General features: G+C 25.6%; 16 protein-coding genes. 8 read left to right on the top strand and 8 right to left on the bottom strand.

Annotated elements, in window-relative coordinates; all coding sequences use genetic code 11:
- Nucleotides 1-110: 110 nt before the first annotated feature.
- The 8 genes from C7380_RS11815 to C7380_RS11780 are packed head-to-tail and all read right to left on the bottom strand — an operon-like array spanning nucleotide 111 to nucleotide 9,306.
- On the bottom strand, nucleotides 111-1,106 hold the full coding sequence (locus tag C7380_RS11815; protein ID WP_109606191.1) for a hypothetical protein: 996 nt from the start codon (nucleotides 1,104-1,106) through the stop codon (nucleotides 111-113).
- Nucleotides 1,099-2,607, bottom strand: coding sequence for a DUF4127 family protein (locus C7380_RS11810; protein WP_158274899.1), 1,509 nt, complete (start codon nucleotides 2,605-2,607; stop codon nucleotides 1,099-1,101). Before C7380_RS11810 ends, C7380_RS11815 begins: the two co-directional genes overlap by 8 nt.
- 15 nt (nucleotides 2,608-2,622) lie before the next feature.
- Nucleotides 2,623-3,450, bottom strand: a complete 828-nt coding sequence (locus tag C7380_RS11805) for a carbohydrate ABC transporter permease (protein ID WP_109606186.1) — start codon at nucleotides 3,448-3,450, stop codon at nucleotides 2,623-2,625.
- Nucleotides 3,437-4,324, bottom strand: coding sequence for a carbohydrate ABC transporter permease (locus C7380_RS11800; RefSeq protein WP_109606184.1), 888 nt, complete (start codon nucleotides 4,322-4,324; stop codon nucleotides 3,437-3,439). The genes C7380_RS11805 and C7380_RS11800 overlap by 14 nt, the downstream gene beginning before the upstream one ends.
- A 54-nt stretch (nucleotides 4,325-4,378) precedes the next feature.
- A complete protein-coding gene (locus C7380_RS11795; RefSeq protein ID WP_109606182.1) occupies nucleotides 4,379-5,623 on the bottom strand; it encodes an ABC transporter substrate-binding protein in 1,245 nt (414 codons plus the stop codon).
- A 12-nt stretch (nucleotides 5,624-5,635) separates the two neighbouring features.
- Complete coding sequence (locus C7380_RS11790; protein WP_109606180.1) at nucleotides 5,636-6,934, bottom strand: FAD-dependent oxidoreductase; 1,299 nt, start codon at nucleotides 6,932-6,934, stop codon at nucleotides 5,636-5,638.
- A 12-nt stretch (nucleotides 6,935-6,946) separates the two neighbouring features.
- A complete protein-coding gene (locus tag C7380_RS11785) occupies nucleotides 6,947-7,798 on the bottom strand; it encodes a MurR/RpiR family transcriptional regulator (protein WP_158274898.1) in 852 nt (283 codons plus the stop codon).
- Nucleotides 7,795-9,306, bottom strand: coding sequence for a putative N-acetylmannosamine-6-phosphate 2-epimerase (locus tag C7380_RS11780; RefSeq protein ID WP_158274897.1), 1,512 nt, complete (start codon nucleotides 9,304-9,306; stop codon nucleotides 7,795-7,797). Before C7380_RS11780 ends, C7380_RS11785 begins: the two co-directional genes overlap by 4 nt.
- A gap of 207 nt (nucleotides 9,307-9,513) precedes the next feature.
- On the opposite strand from C7380_RS11780, the gene C7380_RS11775 reads away from it, so the two are divergent.
- The 8 genes from C7380_RS11775 to C7380_RS11740 all read left to right on the top strand — a co-directional run bounded on the left by C7380_RS11775 (nucleotide 9,514) and on the right by C7380_RS11740 (nucleotide 18,108).
- The gene (locus C7380_RS11775; RefSeq protein WP_206050605.1) at nucleotides 9,514-10,698 is read left to right on the top strand and encodes a GNAT family N-acetyltransferase; all 1,185 of its coding nucleotides are present in this window, start codon (nucleotides 9,514-9,516) and stop codon (nucleotides 10,696-10,698) included.
- Between the two features lie 12 nt (nucleotides 10,699-10,710).
- Nucleotides 10,711-11,451, top strand: a complete 741-nt coding sequence (locus C7380_RS11770; protein ID WP_109606172.1) for an alpha/beta hydrolase — start codon at nucleotides 10,711-10,713, stop codon at nucleotides 11,449-11,451.
- A 69-nt stretch (nucleotides 11,452-11,520) separates the two neighbouring features.
- Nucleotides 11,521-12,768: a hypothetical protein gene (locus tag C7380_RS11765; RefSeq protein WP_109606170.1), complete on the top strand. Its 1,248-nt coding sequence runs from the start codon at nucleotides 11,521-11,523 to the stop codon at nucleotides 12,766-12,768.
- Between the two features lie 21 nt (nucleotides 12,769-12,789).
- Nucleotides 12,790-13,374 carry a DUF2179 domain-containing protein gene (locus tag C7380_RS11760; protein ID WP_109606168.1) on the top strand — a complete coding sequence of 195 codons (585 nt, stop codon included), beginning with the start codon at nucleotides 12,790-12,792 and terminating at the stop codon, nucleotides 13,372-13,374.
- Between the two features lie 61 nt (nucleotides 13,375-13,435).
- Nucleotides 13,436-14,392: a potassium channel beta subunit family protein gene (locus tag C7380_RS11755; protein ID WP_109606166.1), complete on the top strand. Its 957-nt coding sequence runs from the start codon at nucleotides 13,436-13,438 to the stop codon at nucleotides 14,390-14,392.
- A gap of 182 nt (nucleotides 14,393-14,574) precedes the next feature.
- On the top strand, nucleotides 14,575-16,068 hold the full coding sequence (locus C7380_RS11750) for a hypothetical protein (protein WP_109606164.1): 1,494 nt from the start codon (nucleotides 14,575-14,577) through the stop codon (nucleotides 16,066-16,068).
- Entirely contained in the window at nucleotides 16,058-17,251 is a 1,194-nt protein-coding gene (locus C7380_RS11745) for a secretin GspD/PilQ domain-containing protein (protein WP_109606162.1), read from the top strand. Before C7380_RS11750 ends, C7380_RS11745 begins: the two co-directional genes overlap by 11 nt.
- Complete coding sequence (locus tag C7380_RS11740) at nucleotides 17,248-18,108, top strand: hypothetical protein (RefSeq protein WP_109606160.1); 861 nt, start codon at nucleotides 17,248-17,250, stop codon at nucleotides 18,106-18,108. Before C7380_RS11745 ends, C7380_RS11740 begins: the two co-directional genes overlap by 4 nt.
- The last annotated feature ends 17 nt before the right edge of the window (nucleotides 18,109-18,125 follow it).

Below are 18,125 nucleotides of genomic sequence, written 5' to 3'. Positions count from 1 at the left end.
ATCATTATTCCTTTTTTTAATAACTCATCTTTATATTCTTTTTTTTCTTCAAGATTGTATAGCTTTACTAACATATCTGGCATTTTTATCACTCCGTATAAATCACTATATTAATTTTTATCTTTTTTTATTATTTGAGTTATTATATTCCAAACTTTTTCAGGATTGTCAGATGATATCGATGAAATATGTTCACACCCTCTTATACCCCAAAATAATATATTTTCTATTCCTGATTCTTTTATTTTTATTACAGCATCTTCGATTTCATTTTCTCTTCCTTCTGGAACTTTAAATGATTGTATCCACATATGAGAATCTTTATTATATTTAATCGATAAAGATTTTATTTCATTACATGATTTTCCAACAAACTCTTGAACATTTTTATTCCAACCATACCAATATGGATCTGAACCGATATTACTAATAGTTTTCAAAGAAGATATTTGTTCATAATTATTTATTCCCGTTTCATAAGCTTCTTCCGGAACAAAACAAATTATATTATCTATTCCCAAACCTTTCGCAAAATTTGTCATTTCTTTCAAGAAATCATTAATAACAATATTTCTGTATGTTTTTATATCTTCATTAAATTTAGTTGGCATTTCATAATTAAATATTTTATAAAAATTTTTTTTGCATGTATCACATCTACAGGAAAATTCTTCTGGATATCTATTATAAGGTTCAAATATATAAAAATGTGGTTCATCCCAGAATATTTTATCAGCTCCTATAGCCTTACAACTCTTTATCCATTCTTTCATATAATTTCTAAACTTTTCAGAATTCAAACAAACTGATCCTAAACGTTCTTCTTTATTGCTAATTTGAGATTCTTCGATATTATTTTGTAAAAATCCTGAAAAAGCTTCACCACCAAAAATGCCTCCATATCCCCAAGGATCTAACCATACTTCATAACCTAATTCTTTTGAATCAGATACTATTCTTTTCATAGTATCTTTGTAAAAGAGAAAATCATTTTCAGAAAATGTATGTAAAACTATTTCAAATCCTATTTTTTTAAAATCTAAAAGATCTTTTTTTACATATTTCGGAATTCTATTACCAAAATAACTAAAACCATATTTAACCATTAATATCGCCCTTTTCTTTTAATTTAATTCCTATTTCAAAAGATCTATTCCAAGGAAACCATACTTCCATTTCCCATATCTGGTTCATATTATTTTCTACAATTTCTTTATAATCATTTAATTTTTCTTTTGAATAATCTATAGCCCATTTCTCGGCAGGAAGCAGTGTCCAAATATTACATCCATATTTTTTAGATTCTTCTCTTAGCTCTTGTCTAACATTAGATTGATATCCCCAATGCTCTATAAAAAATATCGCCTGTAATCTCTTCATTTTTGAAGTATCTAATTTCAAATATTTTTTACTCGCTAAAAATTGAATAATAGAATAAGCACATACTGTTCCTATAGTATTTCCTGGAGTATTCCATCCAGAATAATTTATTTTATCCCAATTTTTTACTTTTTTTAATAATTTTAATATTATTTCATCATCAGAACCATTTCCAAACCTTATATCACAAATACCTTTGATGTTTTTTTGTTGTATATAATTTAATAATTTGTTTTGATTATTATCATCAAATTTATAATCATTTTTATTATTTATATCTATATGTTGTTTTTTATCTGAATTATTTACAAGTAAAGTTATATCTCCTTGATTTTCAACAAAAATTCCCCCTGAAGATTTTATATGCTCTGCTAAACTTTCAAAGAGAGGAGTTCCTTCATATGGTGGTATCAAATGTTTATATTCAGGTTCTGAATATTTAATATCAAACATAGGTTTAACATTAAAATGATCTGTTAACGCTTTACTTAAAAGACTTAAAGAAGCTTCATCTGCACCTGGATGTATACTAACTTTTTCTTGCAAATTTTCTTTTAACACTTTTTCTTCATGGTATTTACTTTCGAGAACAGATAAGCTATTTTCTTCATTGTCATCTAAGGTTATGTTTAAAAAGTCTATAATATTTAATTTAACTAAATCTAATAATTTAGATATTATTTTGAAATTTCTATTTCTACGTATAAAAAAATCTTCTAAATACCATTCGGGTATATCATTTTTAAAATTCATGTTTTTATACACAGTATCATATTCATTTAATATATTAGGTTTATTTTCTGAAATTTTTAATGTCAAATCTCTTATTTTTTCACCCCAAAATTCCCAATAAACTGGTTCTTCATCATCAGAATTATATTTTGGAATTCTTGTAACTGAGGTAGAAATATAAATTTTACAACCTTTATTTTTTAAAGTTTCTAATATTTCAAGTTTTTCTAATAAAGTTTCATATTTTAATTTATTTATTCTCGAAGGTATCAATCCACCATGTAATAATGTATCTATACTTAAAATTAATATATCCCCATATTCAGAATTATCTAATAGCCATCTTTTTATAAAATCAGTATCTGCAGGAATTTTTTTATTTCCAAGATCTTTTTTATTTGGGGTTAAAACATTTATATTTACAGATTCTGCAAGTAATAAAAAATAATCTCTTGTACAAAATCTTTCATCTACTGGCAAATAAATTATTTTCATTGAATTATCCTCCATTTATTGTTTTACAGCACCTTTATATCCTTCAATAAAATATCTTTGAGTGAAGAAAAAGAAAACTAAAATAGGTATAGTTGCTATTACAATAGCTGCTGATATAGTTCTAAAATTTTGATTGAATTGCGTATTTAATTGTGATAATCCAACTTGTAAAGGAAATTTATTAGAGTCTTTTAATACTATCAAAGGCCATAAAAAACTATTCCAAAATGCAGCAAATGAAAAAATAGCTAAAGCAGAAGTTGCAGGTCTAACGAGTGGAAAAGTTATTTTCCACCAAACTTGAAATTCATTACATCCATCTATTCTCGCTGCATCCTCAAGTTCTTTAGGAACTGATAAATAATGCTGTCTCATCAAAAATATTCCAAATATACTAACAGCTCCTGGCAAAACAACTGAAAGATATGTATTATAAAGTTGAAGATTTAAAATAGTTATAAAATTTATAACTAAAGATCCTTCAACAGGTATTAACATTGGTAAAAGAATCAAATAAAAAATTAAATTTCTTCCTTTAAAATCAAGTCTTGCCAATGGGTATGCTGCCAAAGATGCTAAGATGACTTGAAAAGCTACACCTATAAAAGTTATTATTAAAGTATTTAAAAAATATTTTGCCATTGGGATAGCTGTAAAAACCTCAACATAATTTTTAATCGTAAAAGATTTAGGTATCAAATTTAAACCATTTCCAAAGATATCTTCTGCTCCTTTAAATGAAGTAGATAATACCCACAAAAAAGGAAATATGAAAAAAAGAGATAATAAAATCAACAAAATATATGTAAAAATCATTTTTTTAATTTTTTTATTTTTTTGCATCTTTTTCAACTCCCGTGCCAAAAAATTTAAAGTTAATTATGGCAAAAATAATCAATATTCCAGACAATATTATAGATAATGCTGAAGATCTACCAAATTTGTACTCGGTAAAAGCTAAATTATATACTTCAAATAATAGTGTAGATGTATTGGCTTTTCCTCCGGTTAAAAGAAATACCTCTTCAAAGATTTTAACTGCCGATATAGTAGACATCAAAAAAGCAAGGAGCATAGTTGGCTTTAGCAAAGGCATTGTAATTTTCCAAAATTGTTGTCTTTTGGTTGCCCCATCAATAGCGGCTGCTTCATACAATACAGAAGGAATATTTTGTAACCCAGCCATATATATAACCATATAATATCCTATACCTCTCCATAAAGTTACAAACATAGCACAATAAATAGCTGTTTTTTCATTTGTAAGCCAAGCTATTGGAGAATCTATAATATTGAAATTGATCAAAATATTATTTAAAATTCCATCCACATCAAAAATCCATCTCCAAGAAAGAGACACAATAACTGCTCCTGTAATTACTGGTACATAGAATAATGTTCTAAATAATTTCATTCCAGGAAGTTTTTGATTCACTAAAAGTGCCAATAATATCGCAAAAAATTGTATAAATGGAACTATTATCATATACTTTAATGTATTCAAAAGAGAAATATAAAAATATTTATAATTGAAAATAAATTTATAATTTTCAAAACCTACCCATTTAGTTTTATGTGTGAACATATTATAATCAGAAAAAGATAGAACAACACCCCTTATCATTGGATAATAAGTAAAAACTGCTAACAGTAATAAAGGAAGTACTAAAAAAGAAAAGGCAATTATATAAGTTTGTTTTTTTCTTGATATTTTCATATTAAAAACCTCCAAAAATCTTTTTAAAAAAGGATACCTTAAGGTATCCTTTTATTAATTAGCTAATATTTTATTACAATCTATCTCTGCTAATTTTAAAGCCTCTTCAGGTTCTATTTCATTTTTTATAGCTTTTATAAAATAATTTTCATTTAAGGTTCTTCTAAAACTATTATATTTATCTGCTGGAATATTGTGTAAAGTATTTAAATCTGTACCATATTTAAGACTTTTTGCTCCAACAATTTCTCCCTTTATTAAAATATCTTTATCTTCCATAGATTTAAAATATGGATCAGAATCAAGACTTATTTTAGTTGATGGAAGAACTGTTGCATATTTTGCGAATTGAACTTGCCAATATCCTGATGTAATCCAAAGAATAAAGTCAACTGCTTCTTCTTTTCTTTTTGAATTATAAGGAACTGTGAAATTCATAGGTGTAACTGGTATAATTTTTGCTTTTCCTAATGGTAATTGTGAAACTCCTATTTTTTCAACCATACTTGGATTATTTTGTTTTATACTTTTCAATTGTGAAATTCCAACAACAAACATCCCCAAATTATTTCCTGAAAATCTTTGAACAGCTGAAGAATAATCTCCTAAATCTTTAGGTAAATATCCTTTTTTATATAATCTATTATAGTATTCTAATAGTTCTAAAGCTTCTGAATTATTAAAAGCCGATTTTTTACCATCTTTTGTAACTAAAGGTATTCCATTTGTAAGAAGTAATTGATGTCCATCTGTAACTGTAGATAATGGATATGCATCTGTATTTTGTTTTATCTTTTCACAATATTCTTCTACCTCTTCCCAAGTTGTTGGAGGAGAATCTGGATCTAATCCAGATTTTTCAAAAATTTCTTTATTATATATTAAAACATTTGGTGTAGTATACCAAGGTACAGAGTACGTTTTTCCATCAACCATTCCTACTTCCCAAAGGTTTTCTAAATATCTATATTTTTCAACTTTTGATATATAATCATCAATTGGGCTTAAAGCTTCCATTCCAACTAAATCTAACATCCATTCGGAGTTTAGATTAATAACATCAGGAGCATTTCCAGCTGCTATAGAAGCTGTTATTTTTTGCATGAATGCACTATAAGGAACATCACTCCATTCAATTTCTATATTTGGATTTTTCTCTTCATAACTTTCAATTATAGAGTTTATATAATTATCAAATGTAGGACTCAAAGATATAGTCCAAAATTCAACTTTTGTTTTTCTCCCAAAAGCAAATAAACAAACTAAAACCAAGCATAATACCAACCCTAATTTTTTCATTATTTTACCCCCTTATAAATTAGATATACTATTTAAATTATTTATTATTTCATCTTTACTTATATATTCAAATTTTTTGTTTTCTTTTAAATGTATTCCTATAGCTACCGCAACTTTTTGTCCCATATCTGCACATGTTGGTTGAATTCTTGCCGCTGAATGACTTTCGAAATCAGAAGAAAATGTTTTTCCTGCCATACCAAGATTTTCTATATCTTTAGATAATAGAGATCTCAATGGGATTTCATAAAAATCATTATATATAGGTACAAACTTTTTTTCTTTTTCATCTATTTTTTTATCTTTTTTATGTATATCAACGCCATAACATCCTTTTACAATACCATCTTTAAATTTTTTATATTCAAGAACATCTTCTTTTTTGAATATATATTTTCCAATTATTCTTCTACTCTCTCTTATTCCAATTTCTGGTGCTATTTTTTCTAAATATGAATTTTCAAAACCTTTTACATATTTTTTAGCGAAAGAATATATATTATATGCATAAATAGTTCCATTTAAAGTTGATTTTGATAGATCAGAAGGATTTATTGAATTGTGAGATAAATCCATTGAATTTACACTAACTCTATTACCATGAGGTAATTGGACATAAAAAAATAAATCATTTGGTAAATCCATTCCATCTTTTCTAGCTTGATTTATTTCTTTAAAATATCCTGCTACAGAAATAACTTTCATTTCATAACCAACCCAAGCTAAAAAATTTTCTTTATTTTGTTTAACATCATTGCGTATTTTTTCAAAATCTACTCCACCTATTACAAACATTGTAGTAACAGCTTGATTTTCTTTTGAATCATTTCCTATTAATAAATCACATTTACTTTTTAATCCCAAAACAGAATCTCCAGAACAATCGATAAAAAATTTAGCATTTATATTAATTTTTTCTCCATTATTATGTCTCAATAAAATATTTTCTATTTTATTATTTGATATAAAAACATCTTCTAAAATTGTGTTGAATAAAACTGTTAAATTTTTCTCATTTAAAACCATCTTATTCATAGCAACTTTCATCAACTCTGAGTCAAATGTATTTTCAAAAGAACCGCCTAAATCATCAATTTTTTTATTTAACTCTTCAAAAATATTTCCAACCAAATATTCTTCATCGATCCAATATTTCATATATGGATTAACTAATCCATTTGTTGCCATCCCACCCAAAGAAGATGTTTTTTCTATTAATAAAGTATTTAATCCCATTCTTGATGATGCAATAGCAGCATGAAAACCTGAAATACCTCCACCTAAAACAACAATATCGTATTTATTATTCATGTATTCACCCCATCAATATAATTTGTTAACTACAGCTTTTGCAGTTTCTTGACCTGCTTTTTGAGCTTTTTCAAATTCAACTGAACTTAAAATTGCTGTTAATATTTCAACTGCATATATTTGAGCAACTATAGAACGACCAGCACTTGTTTTTACGGGATTTTCTTTTGAAAATGTTTGTATAACTGTATCTGAAAATTTAGTAATTGGTGAATTAACATGATCAGTAATACAAACGGTCGTAGCACCATGTTTTTTGGCAATAGTTAAAGAATCAACTATATCTATAGTAGAACCCGATTGAGATATTCCTATTGCAAGATCTCCTGTTTTCATAGTTGCAGCAGATATCGCTTGCATATGAGGATCTTCAATAGAAAAAGCAGCAAACCCCATTCTTGTTAATTTATAATTTAAAACCTTCGCAACAGCATTTGAAGATCCAACTCCATATATTTCTATTCTTTTTGCAGATCTTATAAAATTTACTGCATTTATATACTTGGATATATCTGTTATTGATGTTGTACTTTCTATAGCTCTAATTATTCCAAGTTCTACTTTTTTAACTATATCCTCAGGTAATTCATCTTTATTAACTGTAGTATCTATATCTTCATAATTTTTTAAACTTTCATTATCAGAGGCTATTGAGAGTTTAAAATCTTGAAATGAATCAAATCCTATTTTTTTAACAAACCTTATTATTGTGGCTTCACTAACTTTACTAACATTTGAAAATTCACTGACAGTCATATTTATAACTTCAATTCCATTTTTCAAAACATATTCTGCAACTTTCTTTTCTGAAGATGTAAGGGTTTCTTTTCTTGATTCAATTATTGATACTATTTTTGAAGTCATAATTCTTCCTCCCATTTTTCAAATGAATAAACTGCCGCTCCATAAGCACCTGCAAGTTCTCCAACATTAGAATAAAAAATATTTTCTTTATTTATTTCACTCAAATTTCTATATTTTTCATTTATTAGATTTATTAAAAACTCACCATATCTCGGAAGAACTCCCCCTATATAAACTTCTTCAAAATCTATAGTGTTTTTAACAACATCTATAAGCCAAGCCATTTTTTCTGAATAATCATCAAAAATTTTATCTTTTTGCTCTGTATTTTCTTCCAAATTTTTCCATAGATTTTTTCCAGATAATAAAGTTTCTATACAACCATTTTTTCCACATGTACATGGGTTATTATTCATAGGATAAATAATATGACCTATTTCTCCTGAATTACCATTCACGCCATTACAAATCTTCCCATCTATTATTATTCCACTTCCAATACCAGTTCCAACTGTTATATACAATAAATCTTTTTTTGTTTGAAGGTATTGAGAATAAGCTGCAAAATTAGCATCATTACTTACATTTACATCTAAACTGTATTTTTTCTCAAATACCTCTTTTAATTTCATCCCAATCCAGTCAGGAAGATTTTTACTTGCAAATATTATTTCACCATTTTTTACATTTACCCGTCCAGCTGTGGCTATTCCCAAAAATTTAGTATTTTTATCTATATATTTATCTGTAAGTTCAAATAATTTCTTTAAAATTAATTCTTTTGTTTCTGGGGTTTTTACAATCTCTTTATCAAGTATTTCTTTTTTTGAATTTAATTTTATTATTCTTATATGTGTACCACCGAGATCTATTCCTATAGAGTTAAAATCATTTAAAACATTTCTTATAGCTCTATTAAATCTATCAGTTATTTGTTGTGGTCTTGTGATTGCCCCACCAACGACAACTGAATAAGCACCATTTAATATTGCTTGCCTTGCTTGTTTTGGATATACATAATTTCCTTCAGCGATAACTGGAATATTTGTTATTTTTACTATCTCTGATATCAAATTAAGATCTGGTTTATCACGGTTTTTAGTATAAGATGTATATCCTGAAAGTGTTGTAGATATATAATCGGGATTTAATTTGACAACTTCTTTAGCTTCTTTTAAATTTGAAATATCAGCAACTATTCCCAATCCTTCATATGTATTTCTTATATGTTCAAATAATTCTTTCAAAGGTTCTGGTCTTTCTCTGTCTGTACAATCTATTGCTACAAAATCAGCTCCAGCATTTACAAGTTCATCTATATCTTTTTTTCTTATAGTTATAAAAGCTCCATTAGATTTTCTATCTTTTGTTATTCCTATAATAGGCAAACTTACTTTTTTTCTTATTTCATAAACATCTTTTGCTGTAAGTGCTCTTATACCAATCGCCCCGGATATTTCTGCCGCATATGCAAGTAATGCCATATTCTCTGAACCATATAAAGGTTCATTCTTTTCGGCTTGACATGATACAATTAATCCACGTTTTAATTTTTTTGAACTATGCAATTTATAATCCTCCATTTCAGCACTCATTTCTATATTGTAATTTTATTTCAGTTTTTAATTATTTTTTTGAAATATTATTTCAATTTCATTATATTATTAAGGAATGTTTTTTCAAAACTTATTTAATGGTAATCAGTTTTAAATATTCAGATTTATCTTTAATGAGATTTGTTTTTTTTCGTTTTTCTTAATATAATTATTATGGAGGTGATTAATATTTTAAACTTTAAAATTTTAGACAATAAAAAAGATTTGAAAAAATTTGTAGATATAGCTGCTTTTTCTTTTTCAATACCTATAAGTGAAAAAGAAAAATATTTAGAAAGACATGAATCTCTTTTTGAAGAAGGAAAAAAATATTGTACTGCATTTGATGAAAGTAAATTGATTTGTGGATTTAATATACATGATTTAAATATGACTTTTAGAGGCGCTCCCATGAAAACCGGAGGTATTGGAGATGTATGTTCAAGGAATGATTGTAGGGGAAAAGGTGGAATTTCTTTCGTTTTTGATAATGCATTAAAATATATGAAAGAAAATAATTTTATACTATCTGCACTGTATCCCTTTAATTTTAATTTTTACAGAAAATATGGATATGAAATATTCACTGATTCAACATCATATGATATATCTTCTTCAACACTTTATTTTGAAAAAAATAATGAAAATATAATTATAGAAGAAATGGACTTTCCTGATGAAGAAACAAAAATTTATTATAATGAATTTGCTTCAAAAAATTATAATCTCGTACAAAGAGATGATATAAATTGGAAAAACTCACTTAGAAACTTTTTTTCAACTGAAATAAAAAGTGGTATTGTAAAGTTCAAACAAAATAATCTGATGAAAGGTTTAATAAGATATTTTTATAAAAATATAAATGGAAAAAATAAGTTAGTAATAAAAGATTTAATATTTTCTGATGAAAATATTAAGAAAAGTATTTTTTCATATATTAAATCTTTAAGTTATCAGATTTCAGATCTCAGCATTCTAGTACCTTCTGACTTCTTAATATGGCCTTATTTGGGAGACTATCCAAAACAGAAAACATCTGGTGGTAATTGTATGATAAGAATAATCGATATTGAAAAATTAAATGATATTAAATTCATTTCTCAAGATACTTCTATAAATATTGAAATAATAGATCATAATTGTTCTTGGAATAATGGAATATGGTCTTTAACAGTAAATGATAATAGATTATATATAGAAAAAACTTCAAAAGCACATATAAAAACAGATATTGGAACACTTTCATCAATACTAAGTGGCTTTACAAACATAAAAGATATGATAAGTGTAAAGCGTATAGAAACAATAGATTATAATGATCAAGATTTCAATTTATATAATACTTTTATAAGTGAACCATTCTAAGGAGTGAATTATATGGCTTTTATACAGTGTAATTTTGCAAGTGAATGCATAGGTATTCAAACTCAAATATATGCAGTAATTCCAGAAGATAATAATTACAAAAAAATTAATTATCCAGTTTTATATCTTTTACATGGATTATCAGATAATAATACCATGTGGATGAGAAAAACATCTATAGAAAGATATGCATCAGAAAAAGGTATTGCAGTGATAATTCCAGATGTTCATAGAAGCTTTTATACGAATACAAAATATGGAATGCGTTATTGGGACTATGTTTCAGATGAATTAATAAAATTTACAAGAAAAATGTTTCCCATTTCAGAAGAGCCTAATTATAATTACGTTGCTGGCCTTTCAATGGGTGGTTATGGAGCATTTAAACTCGCATTGAGAAAACCTCATTTATTTTCTAAAGCTGCTTCTTTATCTGGAGCTTTAAATGTTTTAGGAAAATATGATTATTTTGATGAGAATAAAGAACTTTTAAGTATTTTTGGTTCAAAAAATGAATTTAATAAAAACGAAAATGATCTATTTACAATAATAGATAATAATATAAATAAAAATATAAAAATGCCCGATTTATACCAATGTTGCGGAACAGAAGATTTCTTATATTCAGATAATATAAAATTTAGAGATTTTTGTTTGGAAAAAAATATGAATCTAAAATATGAAGAAAGTTCAGGAGGTCATTCTTGGGAATTTTGGGACACTTATATAAAAAAAATCGTTGAATGGCTATAATTTTATTTTAAGCTTTATCATGTTAAAATTGATATGTTATATTAATTTAATTTTCAGGGGGCTGAAACAATGATTTTAATAAAAAAAAGGAAAGATATTCTAAAAAATTTGCAAATAAAATTTGATAATGGAATACAAAATTATATATTAGTTCAAGAAATTAAAAATATTTTATTATTTTATGATATAAAAATGACAAAGATATCTGAAAAAATGCTCATAAATAAAAATTATTGTAAAAATGATTCTATAAAAGCTTATTATAATCTCGCTGTTTCTTTGTATAAAGAATCTAACTTTTATGCTGAATTCAATAATAATAAAACATTTATAGACTTAAATAAATTAAACTATATAGACAAGACATTAGAAAATATCCCTCAAAAACTAAATTGTGATATATTAAGCAAAAAAAGTGATAAAGAATTATTCTTAAAAAAATTAAAAATTATATCCGATGAAAAAAATATAATAAATTTTATTCTTTTGAGTTATATAATCACTCTATATTATAACCCTTATAAAGACAGATCTATAATGATTATGAATATATTTATCAATTCAATACTTTATTCAAAAGGATATACAAGTGTTTATTTGAACTTAAAAAATAAAAAAAATGTTTTCAAAAATTTAAATGAAATAATTAAAAATTTGAAAAATAATGATGAAAATATTTTAGAAATTAAAGAATTACCAGAATATAAAACTTTAAAAAATGAATTATACTATACATTAATAAATTCCTTAAATCATTTTATATGTTCTTTTGAAAAAGAGTTTATATGTATAGATGATTTTGGATTGGATGAAAACTTTAAAAATTCCGACTTAAAAGAACTTTTTAATAATGGGTTTTTTATAGGCTTTCCAAAAAACAAATCTATAAAATTGTCCAAAAAATATATAAGTTTATTTCATAAAGAAATAGAAGAAATTCAACAAAATAGTAATCTCTTAAACTTCAAAAATTTTCAAAAAGCCTTTGAAAAGTCTTTAGAAATATGTTTAAAAAATAATTATAATATATTAGATTTGGCAGTTGAAAATAAAAATATATTAAAAGAACTGAATCTCAAAGAACTCAACAAAAAATCTTTAATAGAAAATGGTTATGCTGTAATAAACAAAAATGGTAAAAAACTTAAAATAAATACAATATCTAAAAGAAGTAATAAACATAGCAGTAAAATGGTTTTAAGCTATAAGGTTTCTCCCACATATCTTTCAAGAATCAAAAAATACTATTCAAATATAGTTTTAATACCAAAAAATATAGATGAAGAAGATAATTCTTTGTTCTTAAATAACTTTTAAATTTTTCGGGAGGAATTAAAAATGGAAGAGTTTTTGAGTTCTGAAATATTCAAATGGGTTTTAATGCCTTTGATAATCTTTTTTGCAAGAATATTAGATGTTTCGCTCGGAACAACAAGAATAATAATGATTTCAAAGGGAAAGAAAGAACTTGCAATGCTCATAGGATTTTTTGAAGTAACAATATGGTTACTGGTAGCAGGAAAGGTAATACAAAGTGTAGATAATATATTATACGTAATTGCTTATGCAGGTGGATTTGCCGCTGGAAGTTATATAGGTGTTGTTATAGATGAAAAACTCGCAATAGGAACAGTTGCCACAAGAATTATAACTCTTGTCGATCCAACTGAATTGATAAAAAAATTAAGTGAGTCTGGATTTGGAGTGACAAAAGTTGAAGCTACAGGTTCAAGAGGAAATGCTCATATAATATACAGTATAATGCATAGAAAGAAATTACATGAATTTGAAGAAATTGCTAAAAAATACGTTCCAAAAGCATTTATTTCAGTAGAAGATATAAGAAGCGTTAAAGATGGTGTTTTTCATCCAATGGATACAATTTCATTTAGAAAAGCATCTCCAACAAGAAAATCGAAATAAATCCGACTCAAAATGTTATAATAAAATTAGTTAGTATAACTAATCAAAAGGAGGGATTATTTTGAAATATAACAAACTTGGTAAATCAGGGTTGAAAGTAAGTGAAATTTCATTTGGTTCATGGCTCACATTTGGAAATCAATTAGATACTCAATTAGTTAAAGATACTATGAAAGAAGCTTTTAAAAATGGTGTAAATTTTTTTGATAATGCAGAAGCATATGCCAATGGATTATCAGAATCTCTGATGGGTCAAGCTTTAAAAGAATATAGAAGAGAAGATTTAATAATATCGACAAAAATATTTTGGGGTGGGAATGGACCAAATGATAAAGGATTATCAAGAAAACATATTTTAGAAGGAACTTGGAATTCATTAAAAAGATTACAATTGAACTATGTAGATTTGATATTTTGTCATAGACCAGATCCAGATACTCCAATTGAAGAAACAGTTTATGCTATGAATTATGTAATAAACGAAGGTCTTGCTTTTTATTGGGGAACTTCTGAATGGAGTGCAGATCAAATAGAACAAGCTTTTGAAATTGCTGAAAAAAGAAATTTAATAGCTCCTACCATGGAACAACCTCAATATAATATGTTTGTGAGAGATAAAGTAGAAAAAGAATTTTTAGATTTATTCGAAAAATATCATCTCGGTACAACTACATGGAGTCCACTCGCAAGTGGCTTATTAACTGGAAAATATAATGATGGAATACCAGAAAATTCTCGTCTTAATAAGTTTAAAGATGTTCAAGAATATTTAAAAAGTAATGGTTTATTTTCAGATGAAAACATAGACAGATTAAAAAAACTTGACAAAATAGCCAAAAATATAGATGCTACGATGGCACAACTTGCAATAGCTTGGATATTAAAAAATCCAAATGTTAGTACAGTAATAACTGGTGCAAGTAGTGTAAATCAAGTAAAAGAAAACATTAAATCAATAGAAATAAAAGAAAAACTCACTGATGATTTAATGAACGAAATCAAAAATATCTTAAAATAGCAGTTTTCACGAACTGCTATTTTTTTGTAAATTTTACATTTAAATTTTAATATTAAATAATTAAAATTTCTATAAATTAACATATCAAACGAATATTTAATTTTTTTAAATGATTTTTAATTTAAAAAACATATTTATGATATAATCTTATATAGATATTTACATTTTAGGAGGGGTCTTAAATGAAAAAAAATTTTATAATTCTCATCATAGCAATTATTTATTCAGTTGCTTTTGCAATAGGTGTAGAACCACTTTCAAAAGAATTATCTGTTAAAAATGGAGAAAAAATAGAAGAAACTATTAAAATAGATCCAGAATTATCAGATAAAAACATAAAACTCGAACTATACGAATTAATACAAGCTTCTAATGGAGAATTTAATTTCATAAAAAAGCCTGATGATTTAATGCCTTATTCATCATGGATAGACTTTCCAAAAGAAGCTCTAATATCTGCTGGGCAAAAAACTTTAATACCAGTAAAATTTAATATTCCAATAAATGCAAAGGCTGGAACTTATAACTTTGTAATAATGATAACTCCACAAGAAAATTTAGACCCAACACAAATAGGAATTATAATGAGATATGCCATAAGATTTACTTTAAATGTTGGAGGTATAGGTTATAAAAAGATGGATTTATCTGCAATAGAAATATCACCAGACACAAATAAAAAGCCTACAATATTGGCAACACTTACAAATACTTCAGACTTTGATTTAAAAACTTCCATAAATGCTATTTTAAGAGATGATAATGGTAAAATAATCGAAAAACTTCCTTTAAAATCTTCATATATGGATAAAAATGACAAAAATTATCAAAAAATTTTACAAGGAAATTCTATATATTTTTATGGCCAACCAAAGTATTTATTATCTTCTGGAAACTATAAAATAAATCTTTTTGTTAGCTATGATGATAAACAAAAAATCTATACTTCAAATATAAATATACCCGATAATATATTTAAGTTTGCCTCTGGAGAAGAATTATCTTTAAGATTAGATCAAAATTTGTACACATATAAAATGTTCCCGGGAACATCAAAAACAACAGTAGTTAATACAGAAAATATGAGTAATTACGATACTATAGTGAGGGCAACTTATAAAGATTTTGGTGGATTGAGTATAGATCGCTCAATAAATCAATGGGTAGAAATAAAAGGACAAAATCCTTTTGAGCTCAGAAATAAAAGAAAATCAAGAGTTATAGTAACTTTAAAAACTACAAAAGAGGCTTCACCTGGTGCTTATTATGGAAAGATAGAATTAGATTCTTTTAACAAGGAAACAGGTAAATACTTAACAAGTGAAGATGTAAGTCTTGAAATATTAATAGGAGAAGCTACAAGAGAAGCTACTATAAGTGGATTTACTTATGTAAACTTAGAAGATAATGGATCAGTATCTTTTAAAGTAGAAAATATTGGAGATAGATTCATACTTCCAAAAGCAACTATAAATATTCAAAACTCTGAAAGAGTTTTAGTGGCAAGTTTTGATGCACTTCCTATAGAAGAAAACAAATGGTTATTACCAAATGATTATATGATATTAACAGGAGATACTCCGAAACTCGAACCTGGAGAATATTTTTATAATATATCTTTAAAACATGATAATAAAGGCTTAGACAATATTGGTGGTGTTTTAAATGTCGAATAGAGCTTTTTTTATAATAATATTATTACTTTTAAATATAATGATATTTTCTGATGTTGCTCCATTAGAAAATTTTAACCTGAAACAATCAGAAGATAGCTCTGATCTGATATCTATAACATTTTATAACACTGAACTCACAGAAGCTTTGAACGAATTAGCTTTACAAACTGGAAAAACGATTTTGATGGATGAATATGTAGCAGGAATGATAACTGCAGACTTCTTAGATACACCTTTTGAAGAAGTTCTAAAAAAAATTCTTCTTCCTGGTGGATTTTCATTTAAAAAAATGGATGAAAAAACTTATTTTGTAGGAATTGCCGATCCAAGAAGTAAAACTTTTACTTATCTTGCTGAAAAAGAAGTGATGAAATTAAATTATATAGATACTCAAACTTTTTTACAGCTTTTACCAGTATCTTATCAAACATATGCAAAAGTAAATCAATTAAATAATTCAATACTTTTTTATGCTCCAAAAGATATTTTAGATTATATAAAAGAAGTTCAAGATATGGTTGATATTAAAATACCAGATATAAAACTAAATATATATGCATTAGAAGTTGAAAAAAGAAATTATAACATTTTGAAAAGTAATCTATTCAAGTTGACCAATTTAGCAAATTCCGAATTTAAATTTGAGGATTCAAAGATAAAGTTAACAATACCTGATCTTCTTCAAACAGAAATTCAAATGTATGAAAGTAATCATATGGCAGATTTAATAACCAATCAATCATTGAATGTAAAATCAGGAAAGACTGTAAATATAGAAATAAAAGACAAAAAAAATCTTATAATAAGTTCATCAGACAATAAAAAAACAGTTAATACTCTTGATAGTGGGCTTGGTATAACTTTAACCCCTACATATTTTAATAAGAGAATTCAAATTGAATTTAAATCAAATTTTTCTAAAATTTCTGGTATAGATCAAACAAGTTTTAATACGAGTAATTCAATACTTGAAACAAAAGTAGATTTAAACCCTGATGAAGTACTTTTAATTGCCGATCTTGATTTAAATCAATTCTATAATACTCAAGCTGGAGTTGAAATCCTTCATACACTTCCAATAATAAGATTATTTTTCAGTGATGATGAAAAAATGGATTTAAATAAAAGATTGATGATTTTTTTAAGTGCTTCTATAGATTATTCTGGAGATGATCTAAATTGAAATTTAAAATTTTAATCATATCATTTTTAACTTTTACGATTATTGGAATTTCAAATTTAGTAAATTTTTCTATATACATAGAAAATAAAAATAATGAATCAAATATATTAAATGTATCTGTAGTTGAAGACTATGAATTAAAATTTAAAACTAATGGAGATTATAATTTTGATTTCAAAATAATGCCTTATAATGTCCAAAGAAACTCTCTTGATGTTAAATTTAGTATATCTGATGATAACTTGTTATTTGAAAATATTTTTACACTTCAAAAAAATGAAAGAAAAAAAGTTGCTTCATTAAACAATGATATAAATATATATATAAAAGCATTTGATATAGATTTATTTGAAAAGGGAGAAAAAATTTATAAAAATGAGGTTTTCATAAATTATTATGGAAATCCCTTAAAAAATAATGCATTTGATTTTGGATTAAACTATAATGATCTATTCAATATAAAAGGAATATATGAGAATGATAAAACATCTCTTGGCATAGGTCTTTATTATAATGAAGTTTTAATAATGGCAAAAATAAATGATAAAAGATTTTCAATAGATTTGGAAGATGAAGTAAAAATTAAAGATATTTCATTGTATGCAAAATTTACTCCCGTATATTATGAAGAGGATAAATTTAATTTTATAAAAAACTTTTATTTTAAGAGCAAATTAAATCTCTTCAAATATGTAAATCTTGGAGGAGGATTTAATATACAAGCAGATTATTTTAATTATTTTATAAATATTGGAAGTCAATATAATTTCGAAGACTTTCAATTTTCAGGCGATATATATTATGATATAAAAAATAATGATTTTAATTTATCATTAAATATCGGATATATCTTTTAAATATTCATAAGCGGGGC

The organism is Oceanotoga teriensis, assembly GCF_003148465.1.
Lineage (GTDB): Bacteria > Thermotogota > Thermotogae > Petrotogales > Petrotogaceae > Oceanotoga > Oceanotoga teriensis.
This window is presented reverse-complemented; position numbering and strand designations above follow the sequence as displayed.

Excerpts from the sequence above, each read along its gene's own strand:
- C7380_RS11815 (WP_109606191.1), bottom strand. The coding sequence starts at position 1,106 with ATGGTTAAATATGGTTTTAGTTATTTTGGTAATAGAATTCCGAAATAT.
- C7380_RS11790 (WP_109606180.1), bottom strand. The coding sequence starts at position 6,934 with ATGAATAATAAATACGATATTGTTGTTTTAGGTGGAGGTATTTCAGGT.
- C7380_RS11800 (WP_109606184.1), bottom strand. The coding sequence starts at position 4,324 with ATGAAAATATCAAGAAAAAAACAAACTTATATAATTGCCTTTTCTTTT.
- C7380_RS11750 (WP_109606164.1), top strand. The coding sequence starts at position 14,575 with ATGAAAAAAAATTTTATAATTCTCATCATAGCAATTATTTATTCAGTT.
- C7380_RS11765 (WP_109606170.1), top strand. The coding sequence starts at position 11,521 with ATGATTTTAATAAAAAAAAGGAAAGATATTCTAAAAAATTTGCAAATA.
- C7380_RS11770 (WP_109606172.1), top strand. The coding sequence starts at position 10,711 with ATGGCTTTTATACAGTGTAATTTTGCAAGTGAATGCATAGGTATTCAA.
- C7380_RS11760 (WP_109606168.1), top strand. The coding sequence starts at position 12,790 with ATGGAAGAGTTTTTGAGTTCTGAAATATTCAAATGGGTTTTAATGCCT.
- C7380_RS11805 (WP_109606186.1), bottom strand. The coding sequence starts at position 3,450 with ATGCAAAAAAATAAAAAAATTAAAAAAATGATTTTTACATATATTTTG.
- C7380_RS11810 (WP_158274899.1), bottom strand. The coding sequence starts at position 2,607 with ATGAAAATAATTTATTTGCCAGTAGATGAAAGATTTTGTACAAGAGAT.
- C7380_RS11745 (WP_109606162.1), top strand. The coding sequence starts at position 16,058 with ATGTCGAATAGAGCTTTTTTTATAATAATATTATTACTTTTAAATATA.
- C7380_RS11795 (WP_109606182.1), bottom strand. The coding sequence starts at position 5,623 with ATGAAAAAATTAGGGTTGGTATTATGCTTGGTTTTAGTTTGTTTATTT.
- C7380_RS11785 (WP_158274898.1), bottom strand. The coding sequence starts at position 7,798 with ATGACTTCAAAAATAGTATCAATAATTGAATCAAGAAAAGAAACCCTT.